The 26,114-nt window shown below is 61.4% G+C and carries 22 protein-coding genes and 1 pseudogene; 8 read left to right on the forward strand and 15 right to left on the reverse strand.

The genetic code is table 11. The features are described from left to right. Positions 1 to 148: 148 nt before the first annotated feature. From betA to betI, 3 genes are all read right to left on the reverse strand, one after another. Entirely contained in the window at positions 149 to 1,852 is a 1,704-nt protein-coding gene (betA, locus tag L6D81_RS09720; RefSeq protein ID WP_236178883.1) for a choline dehydrogenase, read from the reverse strand. Between the two features lie 154 nt (positions 1,853 to 2,006). Next, positions 2,007 to 3,479, reverse strand: a complete 1,473-nt coding sequence (betB, locus tag L6D81_RS09725; protein WP_064380209.1) for a betaine-aldehyde dehydrogenase — start codon at positions 3,477 to 3,479, stop codon at positions 2,007 to 2,009. Positions 3,480 to 3,587: 108 nt separating this feature from the next. Beyond that, positions 3,588 to 4,181: a transcriptional regulator BetI gene (gene betI, locus L6D81_RS09730; RefSeq protein ID WP_007959743.1), complete on the reverse strand. Its 594-nt coding sequence runs from the start codon at positions 4,179 to 4,181 to the stop codon at positions 3,588 to 3,590. 482 nt (positions 4,182 to 4,663) lie between these two features. Between betI and L6D81_RS09735 the strand changes: the two genes are divergently transcribed. Continuing rightward, positions 4,664 to 6,604 (forward strand): BCCT family transporter, encoded by a 1,941-nt coding sequence (locus tag L6D81_RS09735; RefSeq protein ID WP_236178983.1) that lies wholly within the window; start codon positions 4,664 to 4,666, stop codon positions 6,602 to 6,604. 175 nt (positions 6,605 to 6,779) lie between these two features. On the opposite strand, the gene choV is transcribed toward L6D81_RS09735, so the two are convergent. From choV to L6D81_RS09750, 3 genes are all read right to left on the reverse strand, one after another. After that, positions 6,780 to 7,958, reverse strand: coding sequence for a choline ABC transporter ATP-binding protein (gene choV / locus L6D81_RS09740; RefSeq protein ID WP_236178884.1), 1,179 nt, complete (start codon positions 7,956 to 7,958; stop codon positions 6,780 to 6,782). Further along, positions 7,955 to 8,800, reverse strand: coding sequence for a choline ABC transporter permease subunit (choW, locus tag L6D81_RS09745; RefSeq protein ID WP_236178885.1), 846 nt, complete (start codon positions 8,798 to 8,800; stop codon positions 7,955 to 7,957). The genes choV and choW overlap by 4 nt, the downstream gene beginning before the upstream one ends. A gap of 77 nt (positions 8,801 to 8,877) precedes the next feature. Then, the gene (locus L6D81_RS09750) at positions 8,878 to 9,828 is read right to left on the reverse strand and encodes a choline ABC transporter substrate-binding protein (RefSeq protein WP_236178886.1); all 951 of its coding nucleotides are present in this window, start codon (positions 9,826 to 9,828) and stop codon (positions 8,878 to 8,880) included. A gap of 434 nt (positions 9,829 to 10,262) precedes the next feature. Between L6D81_RS09750 and L6D81_RS09755 the strand changes: the two genes are divergently transcribed. Together L6D81_RS09755 and gbdR are read left to right on the forward strand one after the other, a co-directional pair. Beyond that, positions 10,263 to 11,639, forward strand: coding sequence for an L-serine ammonia-lyase (locus tag L6D81_RS09755; protein WP_236178887.1), 1,377 nt, complete (start codon positions 10,263 to 10,265; stop codon positions 11,637 to 11,639). Positions 11,640 to 12,075: 436 nt separating this feature from the next. Then, positions 12,076 to 13,179, forward strand: coding sequence for a choline metabolism transcriptional regulator GbdR (gene gbdR / locus L6D81_RS09760; protein ID WP_236178888.1), 1,104 nt, complete (start codon positions 12,076 to 12,078; stop codon positions 13,177 to 13,179). 157 nt (positions 13,180 to 13,336) lie between these two features. On the opposite strand, the gene L6D81_RS09765 is transcribed toward gbdR, so the two are convergent. The 6 genes from L6D81_RS09765 to L6D81_RS09790 form a co-directional block, all read right to left on the reverse strand. Further along, positions 13,337 to 13,597 (reverse strand): hypothetical protein, encoded by a 261-nt coding sequence (locus tag L6D81_RS09765; protein WP_085688602.1) that lies wholly within the window; start codon positions 13,595 to 13,597, stop codon positions 13,337 to 13,339. Between the two features lie 273 nt (positions 13,598 to 13,870). Beyond that, complete coding sequence (locus tag L6D81_RS09770; protein ID WP_236178889.1) at positions 13,871 to 15,031, reverse strand: gamma-butyrobetaine dioxygenase; 1,161 nt, start codon at positions 15,029 to 15,031, stop codon at positions 13,871 to 13,873. A 24-nt stretch (positions 15,032 to 15,055) separates the two neighbouring features. Next, positions 15,056 to 15,532 carry a thioesterase family protein gene (locus L6D81_RS09775; protein WP_064380221.1) on the reverse strand — a complete coding sequence of 159 codons (477 nt, stop codon included), beginning with the start codon at positions 15,530 to 15,532 and terminating at the stop codon, positions 15,056 to 15,058. A gap of 140 nt (positions 15,533 to 15,672) precedes the next feature. Continuing rightward, entirely contained in the window at positions 15,673 to 16,638 is a 966-nt protein-coding gene (locus tag L6D81_RS09780) for an L-carnitine dehydrogenase (RefSeq protein WP_236178890.1), read from the reverse strand. Positions 16,639 to 16,708: 70 nt separating this feature from the next. Further along, positions 16,709 to 17,596, reverse strand: coding sequence for a 3-dehydrocarnitine:acetyl-CoA trimethylamine transferase CdhC (gene cdhC / locus L6D81_RS09785; RefSeq protein WP_039768000.1), 888 nt, complete (start codon positions 17,594 to 17,596; stop codon positions 16,709 to 16,711). A 75-nt stretch (positions 17,597 to 17,671) separates the two neighbouring features. Beyond that, a complete protein-coding gene (locus tag L6D81_RS09790) occupies positions 17,672 to 18,616 on the reverse strand; it encodes a choline ABC transporter substrate-binding protein (protein WP_236178891.1) in 945 nt (314 codons plus the stop codon). A 193-nt stretch (positions 18,617 to 18,809) separates the two neighbouring features. Here L6D81_RS09790 and L6D81_RS09795 point away from each other — a divergent pair, with 193 nt between their 5' ends. Both L6D81_RS09795 and L6D81_RS09800 read left to right on the forward strand, forming a co-directional pair. Then, positions 18,810 to 19,754 (forward strand): GlxA family transcriptional regulator, encoded by a 945-nt coding sequence (locus L6D81_RS09795; RefSeq protein ID WP_065260197.1) that lies wholly within the window; start codon positions 18,810 to 18,812, stop codon positions 19,752 to 19,754. Between the two features lie 69 nt (positions 19,755 to 19,823). Then, entirely contained in the window at positions 19,824 to 20,996 is a 1,173-nt protein-coding gene (locus L6D81_RS09800; protein WP_236178892.1) for an AAA family ATPase, read from the forward strand. Here the strand turns inward: L6D81_RS09800 and L6D81_RS09805 are convergent, their stop codons facing one another. The 3 genes and pseudogenes from L6D81_RS09805 to L6D81_RS09815 form a co-directional block, all read right to left on the reverse strand. After that, positions 20,997 to 21,413: a DUF3010 family protein gene (locus L6D81_RS09805; RefSeq protein WP_236178893.1), complete on the reverse strand. Its 417-nt coding sequence runs from the start codon at positions 21,411 to 21,413 to the stop codon at positions 20,997 to 20,999. Positions 21,414 to 21,445: 32 nt separating this feature from the next. After that, positions 21,446 to 21,664, reverse strand: a pseudogene (locus tag L6D81_RS09810) (helix-turn-helix domain-containing protein); the annotation flags it as partial. Between the two features lie 16 nt (positions 21,665 to 21,680). Beyond that, the gene (locus L6D81_RS09815; protein WP_236178894.1) at positions 21,681 to 22,082 is read right to left on the reverse strand and encodes a lysozyme inhibitor LprI family protein; all 402 of its coding nucleotides are present in this window, start codon (positions 22,080 to 22,082) and stop codon (positions 21,681 to 21,683) included. Positions 22,083 to 22,316: 234 nt separating this feature from the next. On the opposite strand from L6D81_RS09815, the gene L6D81_RS09820 reads away from it, so the two are divergent. From L6D81_RS09820 to dgcA, 3 genes are all read left to right on the forward strand, one after another. Further along, positions 22,317 to 23,294, forward strand: a complete 978-nt coding sequence (locus L6D81_RS09820; protein ID WP_039768004.1) for a dipeptidase — start codon at positions 22,317 to 22,319, stop codon at positions 23,292 to 23,294. A 77-nt stretch (positions 23,295 to 23,371) separates the two neighbouring features. Continuing rightward, positions 23,372 to 23,902: a DUF5943 domain-containing protein gene (locus L6D81_RS09825; protein WP_011336290.1), complete on the forward strand. Its 531-nt coding sequence runs from the start codon at positions 23,372 to 23,374 to the stop codon at positions 23,900 to 23,902. Between the two features lie 15 nt (positions 23,903 to 23,917). Further along, on the forward strand, positions 23,918 to 25,978 hold the full coding sequence (gene dgcA, locus L6D81_RS09830) for a dimethylglycine demethylation protein DgcA (protein ID WP_064599960.1): 2,061 nt from the start codon (positions 23,918 to 23,920) through the stop codon (positions 25,976 to 25,978). Positions 25,979 to 26,114 lie beyond the last annotated feature (136 nt).

Raw genomic sequence — 26,114 nt, forward strand, 5'->3', positions numbered from 1 at the left:
CTAGTGTGTTTGGTTGAGAGGTAAAGTTGGCAATTATTGCGAGTTTTGTTCGATTGAAACTGTACTGTTGAAGAATAGCGAGGGTTAAATAAAAAACCGCCAGCCTCTGAAAGAGGTGGCGGTTTTTAGTGGCGGTGCTAGTTGGTTGTCAGTGAGCGGCCGGCGCTACTTCACGCAGCGCCTTGCCTTTCACCGGCGCATCGCCAGCGACGTAGTAAGGCGCGTTGCTGCGCGGCAAGGGCTTGCGGCCACGGATCTTGTCGGCGATTTTCTCGGCGATCATGATCGTCGGCGCGTTCAGGTTGCCGGTGGTGATGATCGGCATGATCGAAGCATCGACCACACGCAGACCCTGCATGCCATGCACGCGGCCTTCGCCGTCCACCACCGCCATCTCGTCGGTGCCCATCTTGCACGAGCAGGACGGGTGGAACGCGGTTTCGGCGTGTTCGCGGATGAACTTGTCCAGCTGCTCATCGGTTTGCACGTCGATGCCCGGGCTGATTTCGCGGCCACGGAAAGCGTCCAGTGCAGGCTGTTGCATGATTTCACGGGTCAGGCGGATGCCGTCGCGAAATTCCTGCCAGTCCTGCTCGGTGGCCATGTAGTTGAACAGGATGCTCGGGTGCTGGCGCGGGTCCTTGGATTTGACCTGGACGCGACCGCGGCTCGGCGAACGCATGGACCCCATATGCGCCTGGAAACCGTGCTCTTTCACACCGTTGCTGCCGTTGTAGTTAATCGCCACCGGCAGGAAGTGGTACTGGATGTTCGGCCATTCGAATTCCGGACGGGTGCGGATGAAACCGCCGGCTTCGAACTGGTTGCTGGCGCCGATGCCGGTGCCGTTGAACAGCCACTCGGCACCGATGGCCGGCTGGTTGTACCAGAGCAGCGACGGGTACAGCGACACCGGTTGGGTGCAGGCGTATTGCAGGTACAGCTCAAGGTGATCCTGCAGGTTTTCACCGACGCCCGGCAGGTCGTGAACGACCGGAATGTCGAGGCTTTCCAGCAGTTTCGCCGGGCCGACGCCGGAGCGTTGCAGCAGTTGCGGCGAAGCGATCGCGCCGGAGCAGACGATGACTTCCTTGCGGGCGCGGGCTTCAACGCGCTCTTCAGCCGCGCCAACCAGATAACGTACGCCGACCGCACGCTTGCCTTCGAACAGAACCTTGTCGGTCAGGGCGTGGGTGACGATGGTCAGGGTCGAACGCTTCTTGGCCACGTCCAGATAACCACGGGCGGTGGAAGCACGGCGGCCGTTCGGCGTCACGGTGCGGTCCATCGGGCCGAAGCCTTCCTGCTGGTAGCCGTTGAGGTCTTCGGTGCGCGGGTAACCGGCCTGCACGCCAGCTTCAACCATGGCGTGGAACAGCGGGTTGTTGCCGGCTTTCGGCGTGGTCACGCTGACCGGGCCGTCGCCACCGTGGTAGTCGTTCGGGCCGATGTCACGGGTTTCCGCTTTGCGGAAGTACGGCAGGCAGTCGAGGTAGGACCAGTCTTCCAGGCCTGGCAGTTTGGCCCAGCCGTCGTAGTCCATTGCGTTGCCGCGGATGTAGCACATGCCGTTGATCAGCGAGGAACCGCCGAGGCCCTTGCCACGACCGCATTCCATCCGGCGACCGTCCATGTGTGGTTCCGGATCGGTTTCGTACGCCCAGTTGTAGCGACGACCTTGCAGCGGGAATGCCAGGGCGGCCGGCATCTGCGTGCGGAAGTCGAAACGGTAGTCCGGGCCGCCGGCTTCGAGCAGCAGGACGGTGACGCCTTCGTCTTCAGTCAGACGGGTCGCCAGGGTGTTACCGGCAGAGCCGGCACCGACGATGATGTAATCGAATTCTTGGGACATTGAATGCACCCTCTTTAAAAATGGGTCAGGTCAGGCCTGGCGAGTGCTTGGCACTCGCTTCGCGGGAAAGCCCGTTTCCACACTGGAATGGACGCTTGTGTGGGAGCGAGCTTGCTCGCGAAGGCGGCCTCGCGAGCAATACAGAACTCGGGTCTTAGAACACCGAGACGTAATCGCCCAGCTCGACCTGTACCGATTTGATGCGAGTGAAGTTGTTCAGCGAGCTGATGCCGTTCTCACGGCCGACGCCCGACTGCTTGTAACCGCCAACCGGCATTTTTGCGTCGGACTCGCCCCAGGCGTTGATCCAGCAGATACCGGCTTCCAGTTGATGAATCACGCGGTGGGCGCGGTTCAGGTCGCGGGTGACGATGCCGGCGGCCAGGCCGAAGTCGGTATCGTTGGCGCGGCGGATCACTTCTTCTTCGGTTTCGTAGCTCAGGATCGCCATCACCGGGCCGAAGATTTCTTCACGGACGATCGTCATGTCGTCGGTGCAGTCGGTGAACACGGTCGGGGCCACGAACGCGCCTTTGGCGAATTCGCCGTCGGTCAGACGCTCGCCGCCGCACAGGACACGGGCGCCTTCTTCTTTACCCTTGGCGATGTAGCCCAGCACGCTTTCCATGTGCGGGAAGCTGACCAGCGGGCCGAAGTTGGTGTTTTCGTCTTCCGGGTTGCCAACGCGGATGCGGGCAACGCGCTCGACGATCTTGGCCTCGAAAGCAGCTTTCAGGTGGCTCGGTACGAATACGCGAGTGCCATTGGTGCAGACCTGACCGGAGCTGTAGAAGTTGGCCATCATGGCGGTGTCGGCGGCGCGATCCAGGTCGGCGTCGTCGCAGATGATCAGCGGGGACTTGCCACCCAGTTCCATGGTCACGTCTTTGAGCGACGAAGCCGAAGCGCTGGCCATGACCTTCTTGCCGGTGTCGGTGCCGCCGGTGAAGGAGATCTTTTCAATGCGCGGGTGCTCGGTCAGCCAGGTGCCGACTTCACGGCCGCTGCCGGTCAGCACGTTGAACACACCGTTTGGAACGCCGGCTTCGGTGTAGATTTCGGCCAGTTTCAGGGTGGTCAGCGAGGTGACTTCGCTTGGTTTGAAGATCATCGCGTTACCGGCCGCCAGGGCAGGGGCGGATTTCCACAGGGCGATCTGGATCGGGTAGTTCCACGCGCCGATGCCGGCGACCACGCCCAGCGGTTCGCGACGGGTGTAGACGAAGGACGTGTCACGCAGCGGGATCTGCTCGCCTTCGATGGCGGGTACCAGGCCTGCGTAGTATTCCAGCACGTCGGCGCCGGTGACGATGTCGACGTACTTGGTTTCAGAGAAGGCTTTACCGGTGTCCAGGGTTTCCAGGGCCGCCAGTTCATCGTTGCGCTCGCGCAGGATGTCGACGGCGCGGCGCAGGATGCGCGAACGCTCCATAGCGGTCATCGCGGCCCAGATTTTCTGGCCCTTTTCGGCGCTGACCACAGCACGCTCGACGTCTTCCTTGGTCGCACGTTGCACCAGTGCGAGGACTTCACCGTTAGCCGGGTTGATGGCTTCGAAAGTGGCATCGCTGCCGGCGTCGGAGTACGCGCCATCGATGTAGAGTTTTTGCAGTTCGAAACGGGCCATAGTGTCCTCGCAAGTGCATTAGTGGTTGGCGTTGGTCACCGGGTGAGCCATGTAGCTGTGGCATCGCCGGTCGGTGACAGTTCAGGGGCCGAGCGTTTTTTCTGTGCTCTAGCTCACCTGCTTGGCCAATTGGAAATCCATGTATTCGTAAGCGATCTGTTGCGCCTGCGCAGTGTCGAAAGCGTCTCCCGACAGCGCGCCACGCAACCACAAACCGTCGATCAGAGCTGCCAGTCCACGGGCGGCGGTGCGCGCATCTTCGAGCGGCAACACACGGCGGAACTCGCAGCACAGGTTGGAATACAGACGGTGATCGTTGATCCGCTGCAACCTGTGCAAAGACGGCTGGTGCATGCTGGTGGCCCAGAAGGCCAGCCAGGTTTTCATTGCCGGGCCATTGACCTGGCTGGCGTCGAAGTTGCCTTCGATGATCACCTGCAGATGCGCCCGGGGGCTGCTGTCTGCCAGCGCCTGACGGCGCGCGGTGACGCTCTCGCTGAGGGCGGTCATCAGATACCGCATCGTGGCGGCGATCAGGCCATTCTTGTCCTGAAAATAGTGACTGATGATGCCATTCGAGACACCGGCCAAACGGGCGATCAGCGCAATGCTGGCGTCCCCCATTCCGACCTGATCAACCGCCTGCAAAGTGGCTTCGATCAGTTGTTGGCGGCGGATGGGTTGCATACCGACCTTGGGCATCTTGCACATCTCCTTAGGCCTTCCGACGGACGACAAACGCCTATCGGATTGAGGGCCAGTCTATTTTGTTTTGATTGAACGTTCAATCAACAAAGAATAAGATCTGCGACAAATCGTCGCTGCCTACAGAATTTTCTTACGTGTAAGTGGCGATAAAACCGACATCTGAAAATGCTCGAAACCTGCGCGGGGCAAGGCGCGGTTCGACGTTCGATGGACGTGTTGAATGGGCAAGACGCTCAAGGCCAGGTTTCGGATGAACGTCCATGCCTCGGCCACGACGGCGATTCGCGATGCCATCTCTCCAGGTTCGGGCTTTTTCGGGGTGTCTTTATATCACCCGCCGGTCGGCTGCCAACTAACCGATTGGTCGGGTTCCGTGTTGCCTTGTGTTCTTCTCTCGCACTGCCTGGAGCATTTGTGCCATGAGTTCTGCCTCGCTTATAAAGACCCCGCCCGAGAAGGTGACGGTCAACGGTTGGGTGTTCTACACCTCTACCGCGCTGATTCTGTTGTTGACCGCCATTCTGATCATCGCCCCGCAAGAGGCCGGCAGAATGCTGGGAGTGGCTCAGGCCTGGTTGTCCCGCAGCTTCGGCTGGTACTACATGGTGGTGATCGCCGCTTACCTCGTGTTTGTGGTCGGCCTGGCGTTTTCCTCCTACGGCAAACTCAAACTGGGTAGCAAGGACGACACCCCGGATTTCAGCTATGGCGCCTGGGCGGGGATGCTGTTCTCGTCGGGTATCGGTATTTCGCTGCTGTACTTCGGCGCCTCCGAGCCGCTGGATCACTACTTCAATCCGCCGGAAGGCGCGTCCGCTACCAACCTGGCGGCACGCCAGGCTGTCCAGCTGACCTTCCTGCACTGGGGCCTGCACGGCTGGGCGATCTACGCGCTGGTCGGTCTGGCCGTGGCCTATTTCGCTTACCGTCACAATCAGCCGCTGGCCCTGCGTTCGGCGCTGTATCCACTGGTGGGCGAGCGTTGGGTCAAGGGCGCTGCCGGTCATGCGGTGGACGGCTTCGGCATGTTCGTGACCCTGCTGGGTCTGGTGACCAACCTGGGGATCGGCTCGCTGCAAGTGTCTTCGGGTCTGGAAAACCTGTTCGGCATGGAGCACAGCAACACCAACCTGCTGATCGTGATCATCGTGATGAGCACCGTGGCCACCATCGCTGCCGTGTCCGGTGTGGAAAACGGCATCCGTCGTCTGTCCAACCTCAACATCATTCTGTTCAGCGGCCTGCTGATTTTCGTGCTGCTGTTCGGCCCGACCCTGCACCTGCTCAACGGCTTCGTGCAGAACATCGGCGACTACCTCAACGGCGTGGTGCTGAAGACCTTCGACCTGTACGTCTATGAAGGCGACAGCGAGAAGTCCGACCGCTGGTTGGGTCTGTGGACGCTGTTCTACTGGGCGTGGTGGATTTCCTGGGCTCCATTCGTCGGCATGTTCATTGCGCGTATTTCCCGTGGTCGTACCGTGCGTGAGCTGGTGGCGGGCGTGCTGCTGATTCCGCTGGGTTTCACCCTGGCGTGGCTGTCGATCTTCGGTAACTCGGCACTGGATCTGGTGATGAACCAGGGCGCGGTGGAACTGGGCAAGACGGCGCTGGAACAGCCGTCGATGGCGATCTATCAGTTGCTTGAGCACTACCCGGCGTCGAAAGTCGTCATCGGTGTGTCGATCTTTGTTGGTTTCGTGCTGTTCCTGACCCCGGCGGACTCCGGCGCGGTGATGATGGCGAACCTGTCCTGCAAGGGCGGCAACGTCGACGAAGACGCCCCGCACTGGCTGCGGATCTTCTGGTCGGTCGTGATCACCCTGGTGACTATCGGCCTGCTGTTTGCCGGTAACTTCGAAGCCATGCAGACCATGGTAGTGCTGGCCGGTCTGCCGTTCTCGGTGGTGCTGGTGTGCTTCATGTTCGGCCTGCACAAGGCGATGCGCCAGGACATGCAGATCGAACAGGAGCAGGCGCAACTGGCTGAGCGCGGTCGTCGTGGTTTCAGTGAGCGCCTGACCCAGCTGGACCTGCAACCGAGCCAGGCGGTGGTGCAGCGCTTCATGGACAAACACGTCAGCCCGGCGCTGGAAGATGCCGCTGCGCAAATGCGTGCACAGGGTCTGGAAGTGCAGACGCTGCTGGGCAAATCCAAACGCTGCATGGGTGTGCGGGTCGAGATGGAAGAGGGCAACCCTTTTGTCTACGAAGTGAGCCTGGACGGCTACCTGGCAACCCCGAGCGAGTCGGTGCAGTCCGATGAAGCGCGTCAGCGGTTCTACCGCGCCGAGGTGTACCTGCACAACGGCAGCCAGGACTACGACCTGATGGGCTTCACACAGGATCAGATCACGCGCGATGTGCTCGATCAGTTTGAAAGCCATCGGCAGCTCCTTGGCCGGGTGTACAGCTGAGTTGTGAAGTGATCTTTCCTGCACGTTGTGCGGGAATACAGAGGGGGCTCAAGTTGAGCCCCTTTTTTGTGCCTGATCGTTCCCACGCTCTGCGTGGGAACGATCAACGTGGGAGCGATCATCATGCAAACAAAAACGCCGCGATCCTCTCGCGGCGTTTTTGTGTCTGCTCTCTTTATCCCAGGTTCTTGCCGAGCAGCGCGTGGTAAAGCTCGCTGTCCCCGAGAATCCCCACCACATGGTTGTTGTCGTGCAGCACGAGTTTGTTGCCGGTCTGGTAACGGATCTGCAGCGCGTCACGCATGCCGATGTTCGAGTCCACCAGCGTCGGCTTGCGTTCCAGGCCTTCCACGGCTTGCCCCGGTGCCCAGTTCTGCAGGTTCAGCACCGAACCGTTCTGCCGCGCACCCTTGATGGTGTTGCCTTCGGCCAGGTCCAGCCATGAATCGCCGCCCGGGTCCAGGCACACCGAACCATTGATGCGTTTGCAGTTGTCCAGGGTGCGCATCAGGCTGCGACCGCACAGCACGTTCAGCGGATTGGTGTGGGCGACGAAGGTGCGCACATAGTCGTCCGCCGGGTTGAGCACGATCTCTTCCGGCACGCTGTACTGGATGATCCGGCCGTCTTTCATAATTGCGATGCGGCTGCCGAGTTTGAGCGCTTCGTCGAGGTCGTGGCTGACGAACACGATGGTCTTGCTCAGCTTGCGTTGCAGTTCCAGCAGTTCATCCTGCAGACCCTGACGGATCAGCGGGTCGAGCGCCGAGAACGGTTCGTCCATCAGCAGGATGTCGGCGTCCATCGCCAGCGCACGGGCCAGGCCTACACGCTGTTGCATACCGCCGGACAGCTCGTTGGGTTTCTTGTTGCGCCACTGGGTCAGGCCCACGAGCTCAAGCTTGTCGTCGACCAGTTTGCGGCGTTCTTTCTCGGGACGACCCTGCATTTCCAGACCGAAGCTGATGTTCTCGCGCACTGTCAGCCAGGGCATCAGGGCGAATTTCTGGAACACCATCGCAATGCGCTTGGTGCGCATCATTTTCAGTTCGGCAGGGCTGCAGGACGCGATGTCGATCTGCTTGCCTTCGTGTTCGACGAACAGCTTGCCGCGGCTCACGGTGTTGAGGCCGTTGATGCAGCGCAGCAGGCTGGATTTGCCGGAGCCGGACAAGCCCATCAGTACGCAGATCTCGCCTTTCTCGATATCCAGGCTGGCTTTTTCAACGCCAACAATCTGCCCGGTCTTTTTCAGGATCTCGTTACGGGTCATGCCCTGATCCAGCAGCTTGAGCGCCTCGCGTGGATCCTTGGCGAAGATAACGTCAACTTTATCGAAGCGAATAATGCTCATGCGTCACCCCCTACTTTGGCGTCGGGTTGTTTGCAGATACGGTCGAGCATGATCGCCAGCAGTACGATCGCCAGGCCCGCTTCGAAGCCCAGGGCGATATCAGCAGTGTTCAGTGCGTTGACCACCGGTTTGCCGAGTCCGTCGGCGCCCACCAGTGCCGCGATCACCACCATCGACAGCGACAGCATGATGCACTGGGTGATGCCGGCTGCGATGCTCGGCATGGCGTGGGGCAGTTCGATCCGTGAAAGCAATTGGCGACGCGAGCAGCCGAAGGCCTTGCCGGCGTCCATCAGTTCTTCCGGGACATCGCGGATGCCCAGGTAGGTCAGGCGGATCGGCGCAGCGATGGCGAACACCACCGTGGAGATCAGGCCCGGCACTACACCCAGCCCGAAGAGGGTCAGGGTAGGAATGAGGTAAACGAAGGTCGGTACGGTCTGCATCAGATCGAGTACCGGCCTCATCAAAGTGTAGAACATCGGTTTGTGCGCGGCGACGATGCCCAGCGGCACGCCGATCAACACGCAGACCAGGGTTGCGAACATGACCTGGGCGAGGGTTTCCATGGTTTCCTGCCAGTACCCCAGGTTGAGGATCAGCAGGAAGGAGGCGACCACGAACGCGGTCAGGCCCCATTTGCGTTGGATGAGGTGGGCCAGCAGGGCGATGAGGCCGATCAGCACCAGCGGGTTGAACCAGGTCAGCGCAAACGTCACGCCGTGGATCATCGTTTCCAGGGTCACGGCGATTGCGTCGAAGGTGTTGGCGCCATGTTGCGTCAACCAATCAACGAAGTCCGCGATGTACTGGCCTAAAGGGATTTTCTGATCAATCAGCATGGTAGTGAACGTCCGCATGCAAGGAAATAAACAGCCCGGGCGGTTAGCCCGCCCGGCATAAGCGATGCCTCTTTAATTCAAGGCTGAGTCAGCTTGGCTTTCACGGCTTCCAGGCCAGGTTTACCGTCAATGGTGGTCACGCCAGCGAGCCAGGTATCGAGCACCTGTGGATTCTTTTTCAGCCAGGCCATGGCGGCCGCATCAGGCTTCATCTTGTCGTCCAGGATGTTGCCCATCAGTTCGCTTTCCATGTCGACGGTGAACTCCAGGTTTTTCAGCAGTTGGCCAACGTTGCTGCATTCCTCGGCGTAGCCCTTGCGGGTGTTGGTCGCCACGGTGGCGGCGCCGAAATCCGGGCCGAAGTAATCGTCACCGCCGGTCAGGTACTGAATCTTGAAGCGCTTGTTCATCGGGTGCGGCGCCCAGCCGAGGAAGACCACGGCGGTGTCGCGTCTCTGTGCTCGGTCAACCTGCGACAGCATGCCCGCTTCGCTGGATTCGACGACCTTGAAGCCGGCGTCTTTCAGGCCGAAGGCGTTCTTGTCGATCATGCTCTGGATCAGGCGGTTGCCGTCGTTGCCCGGCTCGATCCCGTAGATCTTGCCGTCGAGTTCCTTCTTGAATTTGGCGATGTCGGCGAAGTCGTGCAGGCCCTTGTCATATAAAGCCTGGGGAACGGCGAGGGTGTATTTGGCGCCCTTGAGGTTGGTGCGCACGGTTTCCACGGTGCCGGCGTCGCGGTAGGCCTTGATGTCGTTTTCCATGGTCGGCATCCAGTTGCCGAGGAACACGTCCATGTTCTTGCCGTCGGCCAGCGACTTGTAGGTCACGGGTACGGAAATCATGGTGGTCTTGGTCTTGTAGCCGAGGGCGTTGAGCACGACGGAGGTGGTGGCGGTGGTTGCGGTGATGTCGGTCCAGCCGACATCGGAGAAGTTCACGGTACTGCATTGCGCCGGTTCTGCGGCTTGAGCCAGTAACGGCAGACTCAGCATGGCGGCCAACAACAACGACGGGGAACCTTTCATGAATGGACTCCTTGGTGTTTTTTTTGGCAGTGTTCCGATTGGACCACCGCACTTATGGGTTGCGGTTGGATGGCGTTCTGGAGACAGCTCTACCGCAGCGCCTTGCAATCGAGTCGATACGATCATGTACCAGTGAAAATCTGACGCCTACCGGGTGCGTCGTATCCAGTACAGGGATGGTCGCATCCAGTGTCAGTGACGTCGTTTACAGCTTTTTTCTGCCCTTTCTGGCCATCTGAACCGCATAAAAACGGCGAAAACACGGGCTGAAACCGGCACGGCGTTTGTGGACATGAGTACGTCGGTGTGAGACGCCGAACGACCCGGGAAAAGCCTGATGATGCGGGCATTCCGGCGGATCGCAGCTTGAGCGTAGCAGCTCCGCCAGCGGGCGCTTCACGCCCCGGACCGGCATTCTCAGGAGCTCTGCAGCAATGGCTATCAGCGTTTTCGACCTGTTCAAAATCGGCATCGGCCCTTCCAGTTCCCACACCGTCGGCCCCATGCGCGCCGCCGCTCTGTTTGTCGAGTCATTGCGCGACAGGCACCTGCTGGAGCAAGTACGTCGCGTCGAGGTGCAGTTGTTCGGTTCGCTGTCCGCCACCGGTGTCGGTCACGGCAGTGACAACGCGGTGATCATGGGCCTGATGGGCGAGTGGCCGGACGCGATCGACCCGTCGCAGATCGGCCCGCGGATCCAGGCCTTGCGCGAAACCCACACGCTGTTGCTCGACGGTCGTTTGTCGGTGCCCTTTATATGGGCCCGCGACATGCGCCTGATCGACGAGAACCTGCCGTTCCACCCCAATGCCATGACCCTGGTTGCCGAAGGCGATCACGGTGAACTGCATCGCGACACCTACTATTCGGTCGGCGGCGGTTTTGTGGTGGACGAGGCGCAGGCCTCCAGCGGCGTGGTGGATCTGGATCGCACCGAGTTGCCCTATGATTTTTCCAGCGCGGTAGAGCTGCTGGAACTGTGCAAGACCCACAACCTGCGCGTGGCCGAATTGATGATGGCCAACGAGAAGGTCTGGCGCAGCGAAGAGGAAATCCGCGCCGGCCTGATGAAGCTCTGGCGAGCGATGCAGGATTGCGTCGAGCAGGGCCTCAAGCACGAGGGCATCCTGCCCGGCGGTCTCAATGTGCGCCGCCGCGCGGCGAAGTTGCACCGCAGCCTTCAGGAGCTGAACAAGCCCAACGTGATCGGCTCGACCCTCAGCGCCATGGAGTGGGTCAACCTGTTCGCCCTCGCGGTGAACGAGGAAAACGCCGCCGGCGGTCGCATGGTCACGGCACCCACCAACGGCGCGGCGGGGATCATTCCGGCGGTGCTGCACTATTTCATGAAATTCAGCGAGGCGGTGACCGACGCCAACGTGGTCGACTACTTCCTCGGGGCGGCGGCGGTGGGAATACTGTGCAAGAAGAACGCCTCGATCTCCGGCGCTGAAGTGGGTTGCCAGGGGGAGGTCGGTTCGGCCTGTGCGATGGCGGCTGCAGGGCTGGCCGAAATCCTCGGCGCAAGCCCGGAACAGTTGTGCAACGCGGCGGAAATCGGCCTCGAACATAACCTCGGCCTGACCTGCGATCCGGTGGGCGGTCTGGTGCAAGTGCCGTGCATCGAACGCAATGCGATTGCGGCGGTGAAGGCGATCAACGCGGCACAGATGGCGTTGCGTGGGGACGGTCAGCACTTCATCTCGCTGGACCGGGTGATCCGCACCATGCGTGATACCGGCGCCGACATGCATGACAAATATAAAGAGACCTCTCGGGGCGGCTTGGCGGTCAGCGCGGTGGAATGCTGATACCGCCAGACCAGTCAAAACTGCGCACCAAGTGAGCACCGGATATCAAACGCGCCACCTTTTGGCGCGTCGCTATCAGATAAGAGCCTTTCCCACCTCCAGCGCCTGATTCGAAGACGCTACCGTCCGTCACCTGTGCCTGCGGTGACACTGTAGGACAATCGCGCGCAGGCCAGTTCCCACAAGTGCTACCGATTTGCTCACACGCTCCGGGGCAGGGCTTTCGCGGCCGCTGATGGCACTTCGAATTAGCCTTCGGCGGAGCGCTTGTATAGACGCATCGCTACGTCGTTTTCAGGAGTTATTGAACAGCCATTCAAATTTAGGCATGGCATTTGCTCTGTCATAACCAAGCCCGTCTCACGCAAGAGAACGATGGCAATAACAAGAGCCTCCGCCTGAGGCCATCACCCGCTTTGTGTGAGGAGATACCGCGATGACGTCGTTCAACTCAGGGGCTCAAACCCAGAACCGTGCGCCTCAATCCATCGGCTTTCTGCTGCTGGACAATTTCACGCTGATTTCCCTGGCGTCGGCAGTCGAACCGCTGCGCATGGCGAACCAGTTGTCCGGTCGCGAGCTGTATCGCTGGACCACCCTCACCGTCGACGGCGGTCAGGTCTGGGCCAGTGACGGTCTGCAGATCACCCCCGACGCCTCCATGCACAAAGCCCCGGCCCTCGACACCGTTATTGTGTGCGGCGGGATCGGCATTCAACGCACGGTTACCCGTGAACACGTGTCGTGGCTGCAAAGCCAGGCGCGTCAGTCACGCCGCCTCGGTGCCGTGTGCACCGGAAGTTGGGCCCTGGCCTGCGCCGGCCTGCTCGACGGTTTCGATTGCAGCGTGCATTGGGAATGTCTGGCGGCGATGCAGGAAGCTTTCCCGCGCGTTGCGATGAGCACCCGCCTGTTCACCCTCGACCGTAACCGTTTCACCAGCTCCGGCGGCACCGCGCCGCTGGACATGATGCTGCACCTGATCAGCCGCGATCACGGCCGTGAACTGTCCGCCGCGATCTCCGAGATGTTCGTCTACGAACGCATCCGCAACGAACAGGATCACCAGCGCGTACCGCTCAAGCACATGCTCGGCACCAACCAGCCGAAACTGCAGGAAATCGTTGCGCTGATGGAAGCCAACCTGGAAGAGCCGATCGACCTCGACGAACTGGCGGTGTACGTCGCCGTGTCCCGTCGCCAGCTCGAACGCCTGTTCCAGAAATACCTGCACTGCTCGCCGTCGCGCTACTACCTCAAGCTGCGCCTGATCCGCGCCCGGCAATTGCTCAAGCAGACGCCGATGTCGATCATCGAAGTGGCGTCGGTCTGCGGCTTCGTCTCGACGCCGCACTTCTCCAAGTGCTACCGCGAGTATTTCGGCATTCCGCCGCGTGACGAGCGCGTCGGCTCCAATACCACCCAGCAGGTGGCGATGATGCCGCTGCCGCAGGCCATCGTGATGTCGCCGCTGTCCGGGCCGATGTCGGCGCTGAGCCAGGCGCGCAACGAGTCAACGTTCGCCAGCGTGCGTCTCTAAAAGAAAGATCGCAGCCTGAAGGATCGTTCCCACGCTCTGCGTGGGAACGCAGCCCGGGACGCTCTGCGTCCCCAGAGACCGAACGCGGAGCGTCCGTTGAGGCATTCCCACGCGGACGGTTCGACGCCTCGACGTGGGAACGATCACGCCCAAGTCTTCAGGCGCGGGTTTGCTGATACTGCGCCAGGGCCGGCAGCAACTGCTTGTCGATGGCTTCGCGCACGATCGGCTGAATGCTCGCACTGCTGGTGTACATTTGCTTGACCATGGTGCGCAGCGTGTTGGCGCGCACATCGTCCAGACCCCGCACCGCGCACTCGCAGGCTTGCTGGGCAGTAGAGCCCGACGGTACTTCGAATCCCAACGACTTGAGCTGGCCCAGCAGGTCTTCCTGATCAATCAAATCGGCATACATCATGACGCGAATCCTTCTTCGGCAACGGAGGTCGTGGCTCGATTCTGGTAGGCCTGCACAGACACGGCAAGGGCGATTTGTCGCAGTGGCCGCGACGGCTATGAACAGGTCGTTTTCGACTAACTCGCCGGCAGGGGGAGTGGGCACACTGGCTTCAGCTTGCTTCACGAAGGTTTGGTCACCCTCGCCACGGCAGCTCCTCAACAGTACCCTCGCCCCGATCCTGTCACGGCTTGTATCGGGGCTTTTTTTGCCTGCGAACAGCGTTGACGCGGGCTAGCGCTGCAACACCAGAATCCGCGACAGCAACTCATCCCGGTCGATGTAGCAGCCCTGAAAATGCCGGGCTCCGGTGGCCGGATCGAACGCGTTGCGTGCGTGCAGGGTACGGCGGTTGTCGAAGCACCAGAGCTCGCCCGGACTGAGCCGCTGCACCACCCGAAAGCGTGGCTCGCGGGTCATGGCGATGAAGCGTCGGTAAGCGCGATACAGCAGGGGCATCTGCTCCACGGACGTGTCGAACGCGCCCCGCAGGAAGTTGGCCATGCGGATTTCCGCAACCCGGCCCAACGCATCCAGGGCGATGATCGGCGCCAGGCAGCGATAGTCGCTGTGGCGATCCTTGTTGCGAAACTCCACCGGGATCTCGCACAGCGCCCGAAACGACGCGGGATCTTCCTGGCGCAGGGCCTCGGCAATCGCAAAGCCGTCGACGAAAATGCTCTCGCCACCCTCCGCGTCGTTCACCAGACAATGCAGAAATTGCAGCCCCGGTTGCAGCTCGCGGGTTGGCAGGTCGGTGTGCAATGGCAGGTTGAATGCGGTGTAGGCGTTGCTGTCGGCGTCGGCCTTCGATTGCACGTTGAACAACACGCCGAAGTTGCTCTCGCGGATGAACGAAATGCGCTGGGCGATCAGCTTCAGTGAACCGGGTGCGGTGGGCACGCCGCGCACCTGGGTCAGGCCGATGTCGCGTACCGCCAGCAACCATTGCAGCAACGCGGCGTTGTCGTTCATCAGGGCTGCATAGTCGAACACCGGCAACTGCAAATCGCTGCGCCACAGGAAGGGTTTCGGTTTGGCGGCGAGGCGTTCGTGGCGGGATTCGTCGTCGTAGGCATGGGCGCGCAACCAGCCGGCATCGAAGCGGCTGAGGTGGCCGTCCTGCCAGTCGATGCGCAGACAGCCATCGGTGTCGATGTGCACGGCGGAGGGCGACAGATCCTGCGCCGCATCGACGATCTCGAACACCTGTTCGCGGGTGACGCTGTAGACGCAGTGCGGACACGGACAGTTGTCGCGCAGCCACACATGGTGGAACGGGCTGACGCGCCCGTCGGCCCATTCGATCAGGACGCGATCCGCCAGGTTCTGCACGACGTTCAGCGCGCTGATCAACGGATAGGTACGGAAATCGGCAACGGCGGCGGTTTGCATGACGGCTCCTTTCGATGGGTGGATTTACCGGGCTGGGGGCAGGGCGATGACCCGGCCGATGTAAGCGGGAGCGGGCAGATCGGCCTGCTCGGCGACGATGGCTTGCAGACGGCCCAGGGTGTCCGGGGTAAACGGTGCGGAACGCGGCCCGGCCAGATCGACGTGCAACAGCATCTGTTCGTTGCCGGCCAGCTCCTTGTCACCGCCGGCCAGGTGCAGGCTGTGATAGAGGTGCAGGCGTTTCTGGTCGTGGCCGATGATCTGCGTGCGCACCTCGACTTCGGCATCGAGCTTCACTTCGTGCAGGTAGTTGAGGTGCAGTTCGAGGGTGAACAGCGAGTGACCACTGGCTTCGCGGTTGTTGCTGTCCATGCCGAGGCGATCCATCAGGGCGTCGGTGGCATAGCTGAAAATCAGCAGATAGAAGGCGTCGCGCAGGTGGCCGTTGTAGTCGACCCAGTCGGGGATGATGCGGGTTTGGTAGGTGGTGAGGGTGGGCATGTTTTCTCCTGATGCGATCGTTCCCACGCTCTGCGTGGGAACGCCTCCTGTGACGCTCTGCGTCACGCTTTTGGGACGCGGAGCGTCCCGGGCTGCATTCCCACGCAGACGGTTCGACGCCTCGACGTGGGAACGATCGGTTACTCGCTGAAACTCATCCCGTGCTTTTCTTTGGTGGTCTTCACCGCCTCAAGCACCGCCAGCAGGCAATCATCACGATAGCGCTCCAGCGCCGAAATACTGTGCCGGCCCAGTTGCTCGCGGGTGCCGTCCACCACATCGTCGATCAACTTGTCGGTCAGTTCCGGTGCCGGCAGGTAGGTCCATGGCAGTTGCAGCGCCGGGCCGAACTGCGACATGAAGTGACGCATGCCGGCATCGCCACCGGCCAGGGTGTAGGTCAAAAACGTACCCATGAACGACCAGCGCAGACCGGCGCCAAAGCGGATCGCATCGTCGATTTCGCCGGTAGTTGCCACTCCGTCGTTGACCAGATGCAGCGCCTCGCGCCACAGCGCTTCGAGCAGGCGGTCGGCGATAAAGCCCGGCACTTCCTTGCGCACATGCAGCGGGCGCATGCCGAGGGATTCGTAGACTTTCATCGCCGCCTGAATCGCTTGCGGCGCGGTGTTCTTGCCGCCGACCACTTCCACCAGTGGCAGCAGGTAAACCGGGTTGAACGGGTGACCGACAACGCAGCGTTCCGGGTGGGTCGAGCTCTCGTAGAACTCGCTCGGCAACAGGCCGGAGGTGCTGGAGCCGATCAACGCATTCGGCTTGGCCGCTGCACTGATCTTGCTGTGCAGCTCCAGTTTCAGTTCGAGGCGTTCCGGGGCGCTTTCCTGGATGAAATCCGCATCGCGCACGCATTCTTCAATGGTCGCCACAAAGCGCAGGCGATCCTGCGAAGCACCCGGCGCCAGACCGTTTTTCTCAAGTGCGCCCCAGGCGTTGGCCACGCGCTTGCGCAGCGCCGCTTCGGCGCCCGGCGCCGGGTCCCAGGCCACCACGTCGAGGCCGTGGGCGAGGGCGCGGGCGACCCAGCCGCTGCCGATGACGCCGCTGCCCAGTGCTGCGAAGGTTTTGATTTCGGTGATAAAGCTCATGGTCACTTCCTGGAATGAGGCAAAAAAACGGTGGGCGTCAATGGCCCGCCCACCGGGGGAAAAGGGGATGTCAGCCGCGCTGGGTCAGGCCCATTTTCTTGCGACCTTCAGCCGGGGTCAGCACGCGGGCGCCGAGGCGACTGAGGATCTCGGTGGCGCGTTCGACCAGTTGGCCGTTGGTCGCCAGCACGCCTTTGTCCAGCCACAGGTTGTCTTCCAGGCCGACCCGCACGTTGCCGCCGAGCAGCACCGCCTGCGCCGCCATCGGCATCTGCATCCGGCCGATGCCGAACCCGGCCCACACCGCGTCGGCGGGCAGGTTGTCGACCATGGCTTTCATGGTGGTGGTGTCGGCCGGCGCACCCCACGGAATGCCCAGGCACAGCTGGAACAGCGGGTTGTCGAGCAGGCCTTCCTTGATCATCTGTTTGGCGAACCACAGGTGACCGGTGTCGAAAATCTCCAGCTCGGCCTTAACGCCCAGTTCGGTGATGCGTTTGGCGCCCGCGCGCAGTTGGGCCGGGGTGGAGACATAAATGGTGTCGCCGTCGCCGAAATTCAGGGTGCCGCAATCCAGGGTGCAGATTTCCGGCAGCAGTTCTTCGACGTGGGCCAGGCGGGTCAGCGGCCCGACCAGATCGGTGTTCGGGCCGAACTCCATCGGGCTCTCGCCCGGGCCGATTTCCAGGTCGCCGCCCATACCGGCGGTGAGGTTGACGATGATGTCGACGTCGGCTTCGCGAATGCGCTCCATGACTTCGCGGTACAGCGCCACGTCGCGGCTGAACTTGCCGGTCTGCGGGTCACGGACGTGGCAGTGCACGACCGTGGCGCCGGCCTTGGCCGCTTCCACCGCGGCAGCGGCGATCTGTTTTGGGGTGACCGGCACGTGTGGGCTCTTGGCGGTCGTGTCGCCAGCACCGGTGAGTGCGCAGGTGATGATGACGTCGTGGTTCATGGTGCGTTTTCCTTCAGGCGTGATGGGTCTGTTCGCAGCCCGTGGCGGGCTGCGAAGTGGTTCGTTCGTTGCGGTTTACTTGCTGGTGAGCTGGAGGTTTTCAGCCGCCGGTTTGCCATCGAAAGTGGTGACGCCTTCGAGCCAGCGCTGTTTGTCCTGCGGGTGATCCTTGAGCCATTGTTTGGCCGATTCGAAAGCGTCCTTGTGATCGAGCAGCGGCTGCATCATCCGGCTCTCGTCTTCGGCGGTGAACGTCAGGTTGCTCAGCAGGCGGCTGACGTTCGGGCATTGTTCGGCGTATTTCGGCGCGGTGACGGTCCATACGGTGGCCATGCCTTCGTTCGGGCCGAGGGCGTCGTCGCTGCCGGTCAGGTAGGTCATCTGCACGTTGACGTTCATCGGGTGCGGCGCCCAGCCGAAGAACACCACAGCCTCCTTGCGACGCACGGCGCGGTCAACGGCGGCGAGCATCCCGGCCTCGCTCGATTCCACGAGCTGGAACTTGCCGAGACCGAACTGGTTCTTGGCGATCATCGCCTTGATCTGGGTGTTGGCGCCCGAGCCGGGTTCGATGCCGTAGATCTTGCCGCCCAGTTCTTTCTCGAATTTGGCGATATCGGCGAAGGTTTTCAGGCCCTTGTCGGCCAGATAGGTCGGCACGGCGAGGGTGGCGCGCGCGTCCTTGAGGCTTGGCGCTTCAAGCACCTTGACCTGGTTGGCTTCGACGAACGGGGTGATGGTCTGGGTCATCAGCGGGTTCCAGTAGCCGAGGAACAGGTCCAGACGCTGGTCGCGGATCCCGGCGAAGACGATTTGCTGGGACGCGCTGGTTTGTTTGGTGCTGTAGCCGAGGCCGTCGAGCAGTACCTGAGCCATGGCGCTGGTGGCGATCACGTCGGTCCAGTTCACGACGCCCATGCGTACGTTCTGACAGGATGCGGCATCGGCTGCCATGACACTGGCGCTTAAAAACGCGGTACCACTGAGTGCGAGAACACAGCTGCTGATCAGTCGTTTCATGTCGGGTTCCTCGGCAGGTCGTTATTGTGGGTTCCGGTGTCTGATGCGCCGGTGATGCTCAAATTACGCAGCAATGCCCCCGTAAAAACGCACTGCGGCGACCAGCTCTTGCACTGCAGCGACCTGTGCTCTTGAATGCCGCCGACAACTGGCGTATCAACGTTGCACGCTACCCGCGAATCGAGTGCGCGCCATGTCCCAGGATTTCTACTTTCTGTTGATGCCGGGTTTTTCCGCCATCGGTTTCATCTCTGCGATCGAACCGCTGCGGGTGGCCAACCGCTTTCGCGGCGAGCTGTACCGCTGGCACGTGTTGAGCGCCGATGGCGGGGCGGTGCTGGCGAGCAACGGGATGTCGGTCAACGCCGATGCGGCGCTGGAGCCGCTGAAGAAAGGGGCAACGCTGCTGGTGGTCGCCGGTTTTGAACCGCTGAAATTCGCCACCCCGGCGCTGGAGCACTGGCTGCGACGGCTGGACAACGAAGGCGTGACCCTCGGCGCCATCGACACCGGCAGCTTCGTCCTTGCCGAGGCGGGCCTGCTCGATGGCCATCGCCTGACCCTGCACTGGGAGGCCATCGACGCCTTCAAGGAATCTTATCCACAGCTCAGCGTCACTCAGGAGCTGTTCGAGATCGACCGTCGGCGCATCACGTCTGCCGGCGGCACCGCGTCCATCGATCTGATGCTCGACCTGATCGCCCAGGCCCATGGCCCGCAACTGGCGATCCAGGTCAGCGAGCAGTTTGTATTGGGGCGGATTCGTCCCCGCAAGGACCACCAACGCATGGAAGTCGCCACGCGCTACGGCATCAGCAACAAGAAACTGGTGCATGTGATTGGCGAGATGGAGCAGCACAGCGAACCGCCGCTGACCACGCTGGAGCTGGCGGAATCGATCAAGGTGACGCGCCGGCAACTGGAGCGGTTGTTCCGTCTGCACCTGAACGACACGCCAAGCAATTTCTATCTGCGCTTGAGACTGGAAAAGGCCCGGCAACTGTTGCGCCAGACCGACATGAGCGTGCTGGAAGTCAGCATCGCCTGCGGGTTTGAATCACCGTCGTATTTCACCCGCAGCTACCGGGCGAAGTTTGCTCGGTGTCCACGGGAGGACCGACGACGGGAGACCGTTTGACGGACAATTATAGTTAATTATACTTTGTGGTATAAATTATAGTTGTTTGAATAATTGAGTGTAAAAACCATGTCCAGAAGCAACGGCTTCGTCTTCCGCCGCCCCGCTCTGGCCCGCAGCGTTGCCGATGGTCTGGTGGGTGCAGGTTTGCAGGATTTCACCTCCGGCCTGTTTCTGGCAGCGCCGCGTCGCACGGGCAAAAGTACCTTTCTTCGAGAGGATCTGATCCCGGAATGCCAGGCCCGAGGCTGGCTGACGGTTTACGTCGACCTGTGGGCCGACAAGGAAAAAGACCCTGCCGACCTGATCGCCAGTGCCATTGCCGGTGCCTTGGCACCCTTTGAAAAGGGCATCCGCAAACTGGCGAAGAATATCGGCATCGAAAAACTCAGCTTTCTGCGCACCTTGTCCTGGGATTTCACCAAGCCGCAACTGCCGGCGGGCGCGACCCTGACTCAAGCGCTGGAACTGCTCCACAGCGCCGCCGAAAAACCCGTAGTGCTGGTGATCGATGAAGCCCAGCACGCACTCACCACCGTGGCGGGCATCAACGCGATGTTTGCCCTGAAGGCTGCACGGGATCAGCTCAACCAGGGACGTGAAGGCGAGGGCAGCGGTTTGCATCTGGTGTTCACCGGTTCCAATCGCGACAAACTCGCCCATCTGGTGCTGGGCAAGAGCCAACCGTTTTTCGGCTCGAGCATCACACCCTTCCCGTTGTTGGGGAGAGAGTTCACCCAGGCGTACACCTTGCACCTCAACGCCCATCTGGCCGAGACCAATCAGTTCAGTGCCGCCGATATCGACGATGCCTTTGAGTTGGTGGGGCGGCGCCCGGAGATGTTGCGCACCATCATTGGTGAGGTGGCACTGGAGCTGGGCGAGGCCAGCAATCTGGGGCGGTTGCTGCAGAGCCGTGCCGAATTGTTGCGCGCAGGCGTGTGGACCGAGTTCGAGAGCGCCTGGAACGCGCTGACCATCCCTCAGCGCGCCGTGCTGGAGGTGATGGTGGAGCGCTCACGAAACAACGAGCCCTTTGCGCCGTTCACTGACAGCACGCTCATGGCCGTCGGCAAGGCCCTGGAAAACATGGGCAGCGACGTGGTGCCGGGCACCCAGACCATTCAGGCCTGCATCGATGCCCTGCGCGACAAGGAGCTGGTGTGGAAGTCGAGCCGTGGGGGCTATGCGCTGGAAGACAAGTCCTTCGGCGACTGGCTGAGCGCGCGTAAAACGGGCTAGTTACTTCTTCACCAATGCCGAGCACGCTGCCTTGTAGGCTTCATGCTGATACTTGTTCAGCGTGCCCGGCAGCTCGAAATTGTGCTTCTTGGCCTGGGCATTGATCGTCTGCGGCGACAGCAGCGTCACCTCGCAACCGTCCAGCAACTGAAACACACCCTCGATCTTGAACGTGGTCGGCCCACCGGCAAACTCGCCCTTCTTGCTGCGCTTCTTGATCGCGATGCGATCAATCGAGTTCTCGCGCACAAACGATGCGACCTGCGCGGCGAACAGTTTGACGTTGGCCGTCTCGTCGTCATCGTCCAGCGCGATTTTCTTGGTGTTCAGCGCGACATGGCTCAGCACCGAACCGTCGAGGGACGCCACGGCGATGATCGCTTCACTGCCTTTGATTTCGATACCGCAGATGTTCATGTGAATCCCTTGATTGGCTGAAGAGGTGCAGCTTACAGCTCAAGCTGGTTGGCAGTGATACCAAACGCCGCTGCAATCTTCTCGCGAGTGGCCTTGCGCGGCTTCGCAACGGTTTCCTGCTGGGCAAAAGCCGGCTGCGAAATGCCCATTCGCCGAGCCACTTCTTCCTGGGTCAGGTTGAGATGTTCGCGCCAGGCGCGAACCGGGAGGGCGCCGTCAACGATGCGGCTAACGACTTCGTGCGGAATCATGCTTTCCATCTTCGACTCACTCCTGTCCTATCGACTCCAAAAACTCCGACCGCTCGTCACTCATCCGCGCCACGCAGTCATTCTGCGCAATCTTGAACGCCTTGCTGCCGTCCGTCGCCGGGAAGGCTTCGACGGCGCAGTCGGCGTCGCGGGTTTTCAGCCATTGTTGCTGGGCGGCCTTGAGTTTGGCGGTGATGTCGGCCAGTTGCGCCGGGTTCTTGCCGTAGGTGGTCTGCATGCGCTCGCTCAGGCTGGCGTAGTTGTCCTTGAGCAAGTCCTCGGCGGTGGTGCGGCTGTAGGCCGAGCATTCCAGGGTCTGGATGTCGTTTTCCACCGCGTCGCACGGGTTGTTGTCTGACTCTTCGGCGGCGTGTACGCCGGTCGCAATCAGGGCCAGGGCCAGGAAGATCGATTTCATTGATGTCGCCGCTCTAATCCAGTGGTGTTTCCGGGATGCGGCAGATTCTGGCTCAAGCTCGCGGGCTTGAACAGGTGGCCGCTCGGACCGGTTGGCGACCCTTTGTCGCGGATTGACGCTTTCGGCAATTCCCCTGTCGTTTTTGCACCCGGCTGGTCGCGCACCGAGGCATATGCTGGCCCCAAAGCGCCGGCAGACGATTCGGCGCATGAATCGCCAATAAGGGGACGCCTGATGAGCCCAGCCGAATTACACGCCGACAGCATCGTTATCGACGGTCTGATCATTGCCAAATGGAACCGTGAGCTGTTCGAAGACATGCGCAAGGGCGGTCTGACGGCGGCCAACTGCACCGTGTCGGTGTGGGAAGGCTTTCAGGCAACGGTCAACAACATCGCCGCCAGCCAGAAACTGATTCGCGAAAATAGCGATCTGGTGATCCCCGTCCGCACCACCGCCGACATCCGCAAGGCCAAGGAGCAGGGCAAGACCGGCATCCTCTTCGGCTTCCAGAACGCTCATGCGTTCGAAGACCAGATCGGCTATGTCGAGGTGTTCAAGCAGCTCGGCGTCGGCATCGTGCAGATGTGCTACAACACCCAGAACCTGGTGGGCACCGGTTGCTACGAACGTGACGGCGGCCTGTCGGGCTTCGGTCGCGAAATCGTCGCCGAGATGAACCGCGTCGGCGTCATGTGCGACCTGTCTCACGTCGGCTCCAAGACCTCCGAGGAAGTCATCCTCGAATCGAAAAAACCGGTCTGCTATTCCCACTGCCTGCCGTCGGGGCTCAAAGAGCACCCGCGCAACAAGTCCGATGAAGAGCTTAAGTTTATTGCTGACCACGGCGGTTTCGTCGGCGTGACCATGTTCGCGCCGTTCCTGGCCAAGGGCATCGATTCGACCATCGACGACTACGCCGAAGCCATCGAGTACACCATGAACCTGGTCGGCGAAGACGCCATCGGCATCGGCACCGACTTCACCCAGGGGCACGGTCAGGACTTCTTCGAATACCTGACCCACGACAAGGGCTACGCCCGCCGTCTGACCAACTTCGGCAAGATCATCAACCCGCTGGGCATCCGCACTGTCGGCGAGTTCCCGAACCTGACCGAAACCCTGCTCAAGCGCGGCCACTCCGAGCGAGTCGTACGCAAGATCATGGGTGAAAACTGGGTGAACGTCCTCAAGGACGTCTGGGGCGAATAAGCCGCCGCTTCCCGAATACTTTCCCCCGGCCGTCCGCGCCGGGGGCAACACCAAAATTTTTCTGGAGTTAAGTTTCCATGGCCAAGATCGCCCCGCAATTGCCAATCGAAGTCGACAGCGAGACCGGTGTCTGGACCTCCGACGCCCTGCCGATGCTGTACGTGCCACGCCACTTCTTCGTCAACAACCACATGGGCATCGAAGAAGTGCTGGGCGCCGATGCCTACGCCGAAATCCTCTACAAGGCCGGCTACAAATCCGCCTGGCACTGGTGTGAAAAAGAAGCCGAGTGCCACGGCCTGGAAGGCGTCGCGGTGTTCGAGCACTACATGAAGCGCCTGTCGCAGCGCGGCTGGGGCCTGTTCAAGATCCAGGACATCGACCTGGACAAAGGCACTGCCAGCGTCAAGCTCGAGCACTCGGCATTCGTCTACGTCTACGGCAAGGTCGGGCGCAAGGTCGACTACATGTTCACCGGCTGGTTTGCCGGTGCCATGGACCAGATTCTCGCCGCCCGCGGCAGCCAGATCCGCACCGTGGCCGAGCAGGTCTACGGTGGCTCCGAAGAAGGCCACGACGACGGCCTGTTCACCGTCAAGCCGTTGTAAGTCGAGGAACCCGCCATGGCTTTCGAAGCAATGTTTCAGCCAATTCAAATTGGCAAACTGACCATCCGCAACCGCGTGCTCAGCACCGCACACGCCGAGGTCTACGCGACCGACGGCGGCATGACCACCGAACGGTACGTCAAATATTACGAAGAGAAAGCCAAGGGCGGCATCGGCCTGGCGATCTGTGGCGGTTCGTCCGTGGTGGCGATCGACAGCCCGCAGCAATGGTGGAGTTCGGTGAACCTGTCCACCGACCGGATCATCCCGCACTTCCAGAATCTTGCCGACGCCATGCACAAGCACGGCGCCAAGATCATGATCCAGATTACCCACATGGGCCGTCGCTCCCGTTGGGACGGTTTCCACTGGCCGACCCTGATGTCGCCGTCGGGCATCCGTGAACCGGTGCACCGCGCCACTTGCAAGACCATCGAGCCGGAAGAAATCTGGCGGGTGATCGGCAACTATGCGCAAGCGGCTCGCCGCGCCAAGGCCGGTGGCCTGGACGGCGTCGAACTGTCGGCCGTGCACCAGCACATGATCGACCAGTTCTGGAGCCCGCGCGTCAACAAGCGGACCGACGAATGGGGCGGCACCTTTGAAGGCCGGATGAAGTTCGGTCTGGAAGTCCTGAAAGCGGTGCGTGCCGAGGTCGGTGACGACTTCTGCGTCGGCATGCGCATCTGCGGTGACGAGTTCCACCCGGACGGTCTGTCCCACGAAGACATGAAGCAGATCGCCAAGTATTACGACGACACCGGCATGCTCGATTTCATCGGCGTCGTGGGCTCGGGTTGCGACACCCACAACACCCTGGCCAACGTGATTCCGAACATGAGTTACCCGCCGGAGCCGTTCCTGCACCTGGCGGCCGGGATCAAGGAAGTGGTCAAGGTTCCGGTGCTGCACGCGCAGAACATCAAGGACCCGAACCAGGCGACGCGGATCCTCGAGGGCGGTTACGTCGACATGGTCGGCATGACCCGCGCCCACATCGCCGACCCGCACCTGATCGCCAAGATCAAGATGGGCCAGGTCGACCAGATCAAGCAGTGCGTCGGTGCCAACTATTGCATCGATCGTCAGTACCAGGGTCTGGACGTGCTGTGCATCCAGAACGCCGCGACCTCCCGTGAATACATGGGCGTGCCGCACATCATCGAGAAATCCACCGGGCCGAAACGCAAGGTGGTGATCGTCGGTGCCGGCCCGGCGGGGATGGAAGCTGCCCGCGTGGCGGCCGAGCGTGGCCACGACGTGACCCTGTTCGAGAAGAAGGAATTCATCGGCGGGCAGATCACCACGGCTTCGAAAGCGCCGCAGCGTGACCAGATCGCCGGCATCACTCGCTGGTTCCAGCTGGAACTGGCACGCCTGAAAGTCGACCTGCGCCTGGGCACTGCTGCCGATGCCGACACCATCATGGATCTGCGCCCGGACATCGTGGTGCTGGCCGTTGGCGGGCATCCGTACCTGGAACAGAACGAACACTGGGGCGCCGCCGAAGGGCTGGTGGTCAGCAGCTGGGACGTGCTCGACGGCAAGGTCGCGCCGGGCAAGAACGTGCTGGTCTACGACACCATCTGCGAATTCACCGGGATGTCGGTGGCCGACTTCCTTGCCGACAAGGGCAGCCAGGTCGAGATCGTCACCGACGACATCAAGCCGGGCGTGGCCATCGGCGGTACGTCGTTCCCGACCTACTACCGCAGCATGTACCCGAAAGAAGTGATCATGACCGGCGACATGATGCTGGAGAAGGTCTACCGCGAAGGCGACAAGCTCGTCGCGGTGCTGGAGAACGAATACACCGGCGCCAAAGAGGAGCGGGTGGTGGATCAGGTGGTCGTCGAGAACGGCGTGCGCCCGGACGAGGAAATCTACTACGCCCTCAAGGACGGCTCGCGCAACAAGGGTCAGATCGACGTCGAGGCGCTGTTCGCGATCCAGCCGCAACCTTCGCTGAGCAGCACTGGCGACGGTTACCTGCTGTTCCGCATCGGTGACTGCGTGGCGCAGCGCAATACCCACGCCGCCATCTACGACGCCCTGCGGTTGTGCAAGGACTTCTAAAAGTTTGCACATGACCCTGTGGGAGCGGGCTTGCCCGCGAATGCATGCTGTCAGTCACCGCTGCATCGACTGACCCGGCGCTTTCGCGAGCAAGCCCGCTCCCACAGGAACACGCCGAACGTGTTTCTCCAGGCTT

This window comes from Pseudomonas sputi (assembly GCF_021603585.1).
Lineage (GTDB): Bacteria > Pseudomonadota > Gammaproteobacteria > Pseudomonadales > Pseudomonadaceae > Aquipseudomonas > Aquipseudomonas sputi.

What these genes read in the sequence shown, in the direction of transcription:
- L6D81_RS09800 (WP_236178892.1), top strand. Translation starts at nt 19,824, where the DNA reads ATGTCCAGAAGCAACGGCTTCGTCTTCCGCCGCCCCGCTCTGGCCCGC.
- choV (WP_236178884.1), bottom strand. Translation starts at nt 7,958, where the DNA reads ATGAGCATTATTCGCTTCGATAAAGTTGACGTTATCTTCGCCAAGGAT.
- betI (WP_007959743.1), bottom strand. Translation starts at nt 4,181, where the DNA reads ATGCCCAAGGTCGGTATGCAACCCATCCGCCGCCAACAACTGATCGAA.
- L6D81_RS09790 (WP_236178891.1), bottom strand. Translation starts at nt 18,616, where the DNA reads ATGAAACGACTGATCAGCAGCTGTGTTCTCGCACTCAGTGGTACCGCG.
- L6D81_RS09825 (WP_011336290.1), top strand. Translation starts at nt 23,372, where the DNA reads ATGGCCAAGATCGCCCCGCAATTGCCAATCGAAGTCGACAGCGAGACC.
- L6D81_RS09765 (WP_085688602.1), bottom strand. Translation starts at nt 13,597, where the DNA reads ATGATGTATGCCGATTTGATTGATCAGGAAGACCTGCTGGGCCAGCTC.
- choW (WP_236178885.1), bottom strand. Translation starts at nt 8,800, where the DNA reads ATGCTGATTGATCAGAAAATCCCTTTAGGCCAGTACATCGCGGACTTC.
- L6D81_RS09755 (WP_236178887.1), top strand. Translation starts at nt 10,263, where the DNA reads ATGGCTATCAGCGTTTTCGACCTGTTCAAAATCGGCATCGGCCCTTCC.
- betA (WP_236178883.1), bottom strand. Translation starts at nt 1,852, where the DNA reads ATGTCCCAAGAATTCGATTACATCATCGTCGGTGCCGGCTCTGCCGGT.
- L6D81_RS09770 (WP_236178889.1), bottom strand. Translation starts at nt 15,031, where the DNA reads ATGCAAACCGCCGCCGTTGCCGATTTCCGTACCTATCCGTTGATCAGC.
- L6D81_RS09815 (WP_236178894.1), bottom strand. Translation starts at nt 22,082, where the DNA reads ATGAAATCGATCTTCCTGGCCCTGGCCCTGATTGCGACCGGCGTACAC.
- L6D81_RS09795 (WP_065260197.1), top strand. Translation starts at nt 18,810, where the DNA reads ATGTCCCAGGATTTCTACTTTCTGTTGATGCCGGGTTTTTCCGCCATC.
- L6D81_RS09805 (WP_236178893.1), bottom strand. Translation starts at nt 21,413, where the DNA reads ATGAACATCTGCGGTATCGAAATCAAAGGCAGTGAAGCGATCATCGCC.
- betB (WP_064380209.1), bottom strand. Translation starts at nt 3,479, where the DNA reads ATGGCCCGTTTCGAACTGCAAAAACTCTACATCGATGGCGCGTACTCC.
- L6D81_RS09775 (WP_064380221.1), bottom strand. Translation starts at nt 15,532, where the DNA reads ATGCCCACCCTCACCACCTACCAAACCCGCATCATCCCCGACTGGGTC.
- L6D81_RS09780 (WP_236178890.1), bottom strand. Translation starts at nt 16,638, where the DNA reads ATGAGCTTTATCACCGAAATCAAAACCTTCGCAGCACTGGGCAGCGGC.
- dgcA (WP_064599960.1), top strand. Translation starts at nt 23,918, where the DNA reads ATGGCTTTCGAAGCAATGTTTCAGCCAATTCAAATTGGCAAACTGACC.
- gbdR (WP_236178888.1), top strand. Translation starts at nt 12,076, where the DNA reads ATGACGTCGTTCAACTCAGGGGCTCAAACCCAGAACCGTGCGCCTCAA.
- cdhC (WP_039768000.1), bottom strand. Translation starts at nt 17,596, where the DNA reads ATGAACCACGACGTCATCATCACCTGCGCACTCACCGGTGCTGGCGAC.
- L6D81_RS09750 (WP_236178886.1), bottom strand. Translation starts at nt 9,828, where the DNA reads ATGAAAGGTTCCCCGTCGTTGTTGTTGGCCGCCATGCTGAGTCTGCCG.
- L6D81_RS09820 (WP_039768004.1), top strand. Translation starts at nt 22,317, where the DNA reads ATGAGCCCAGCCGAATTACACGCCGACAGCATCGTTATCGACGGTCTG.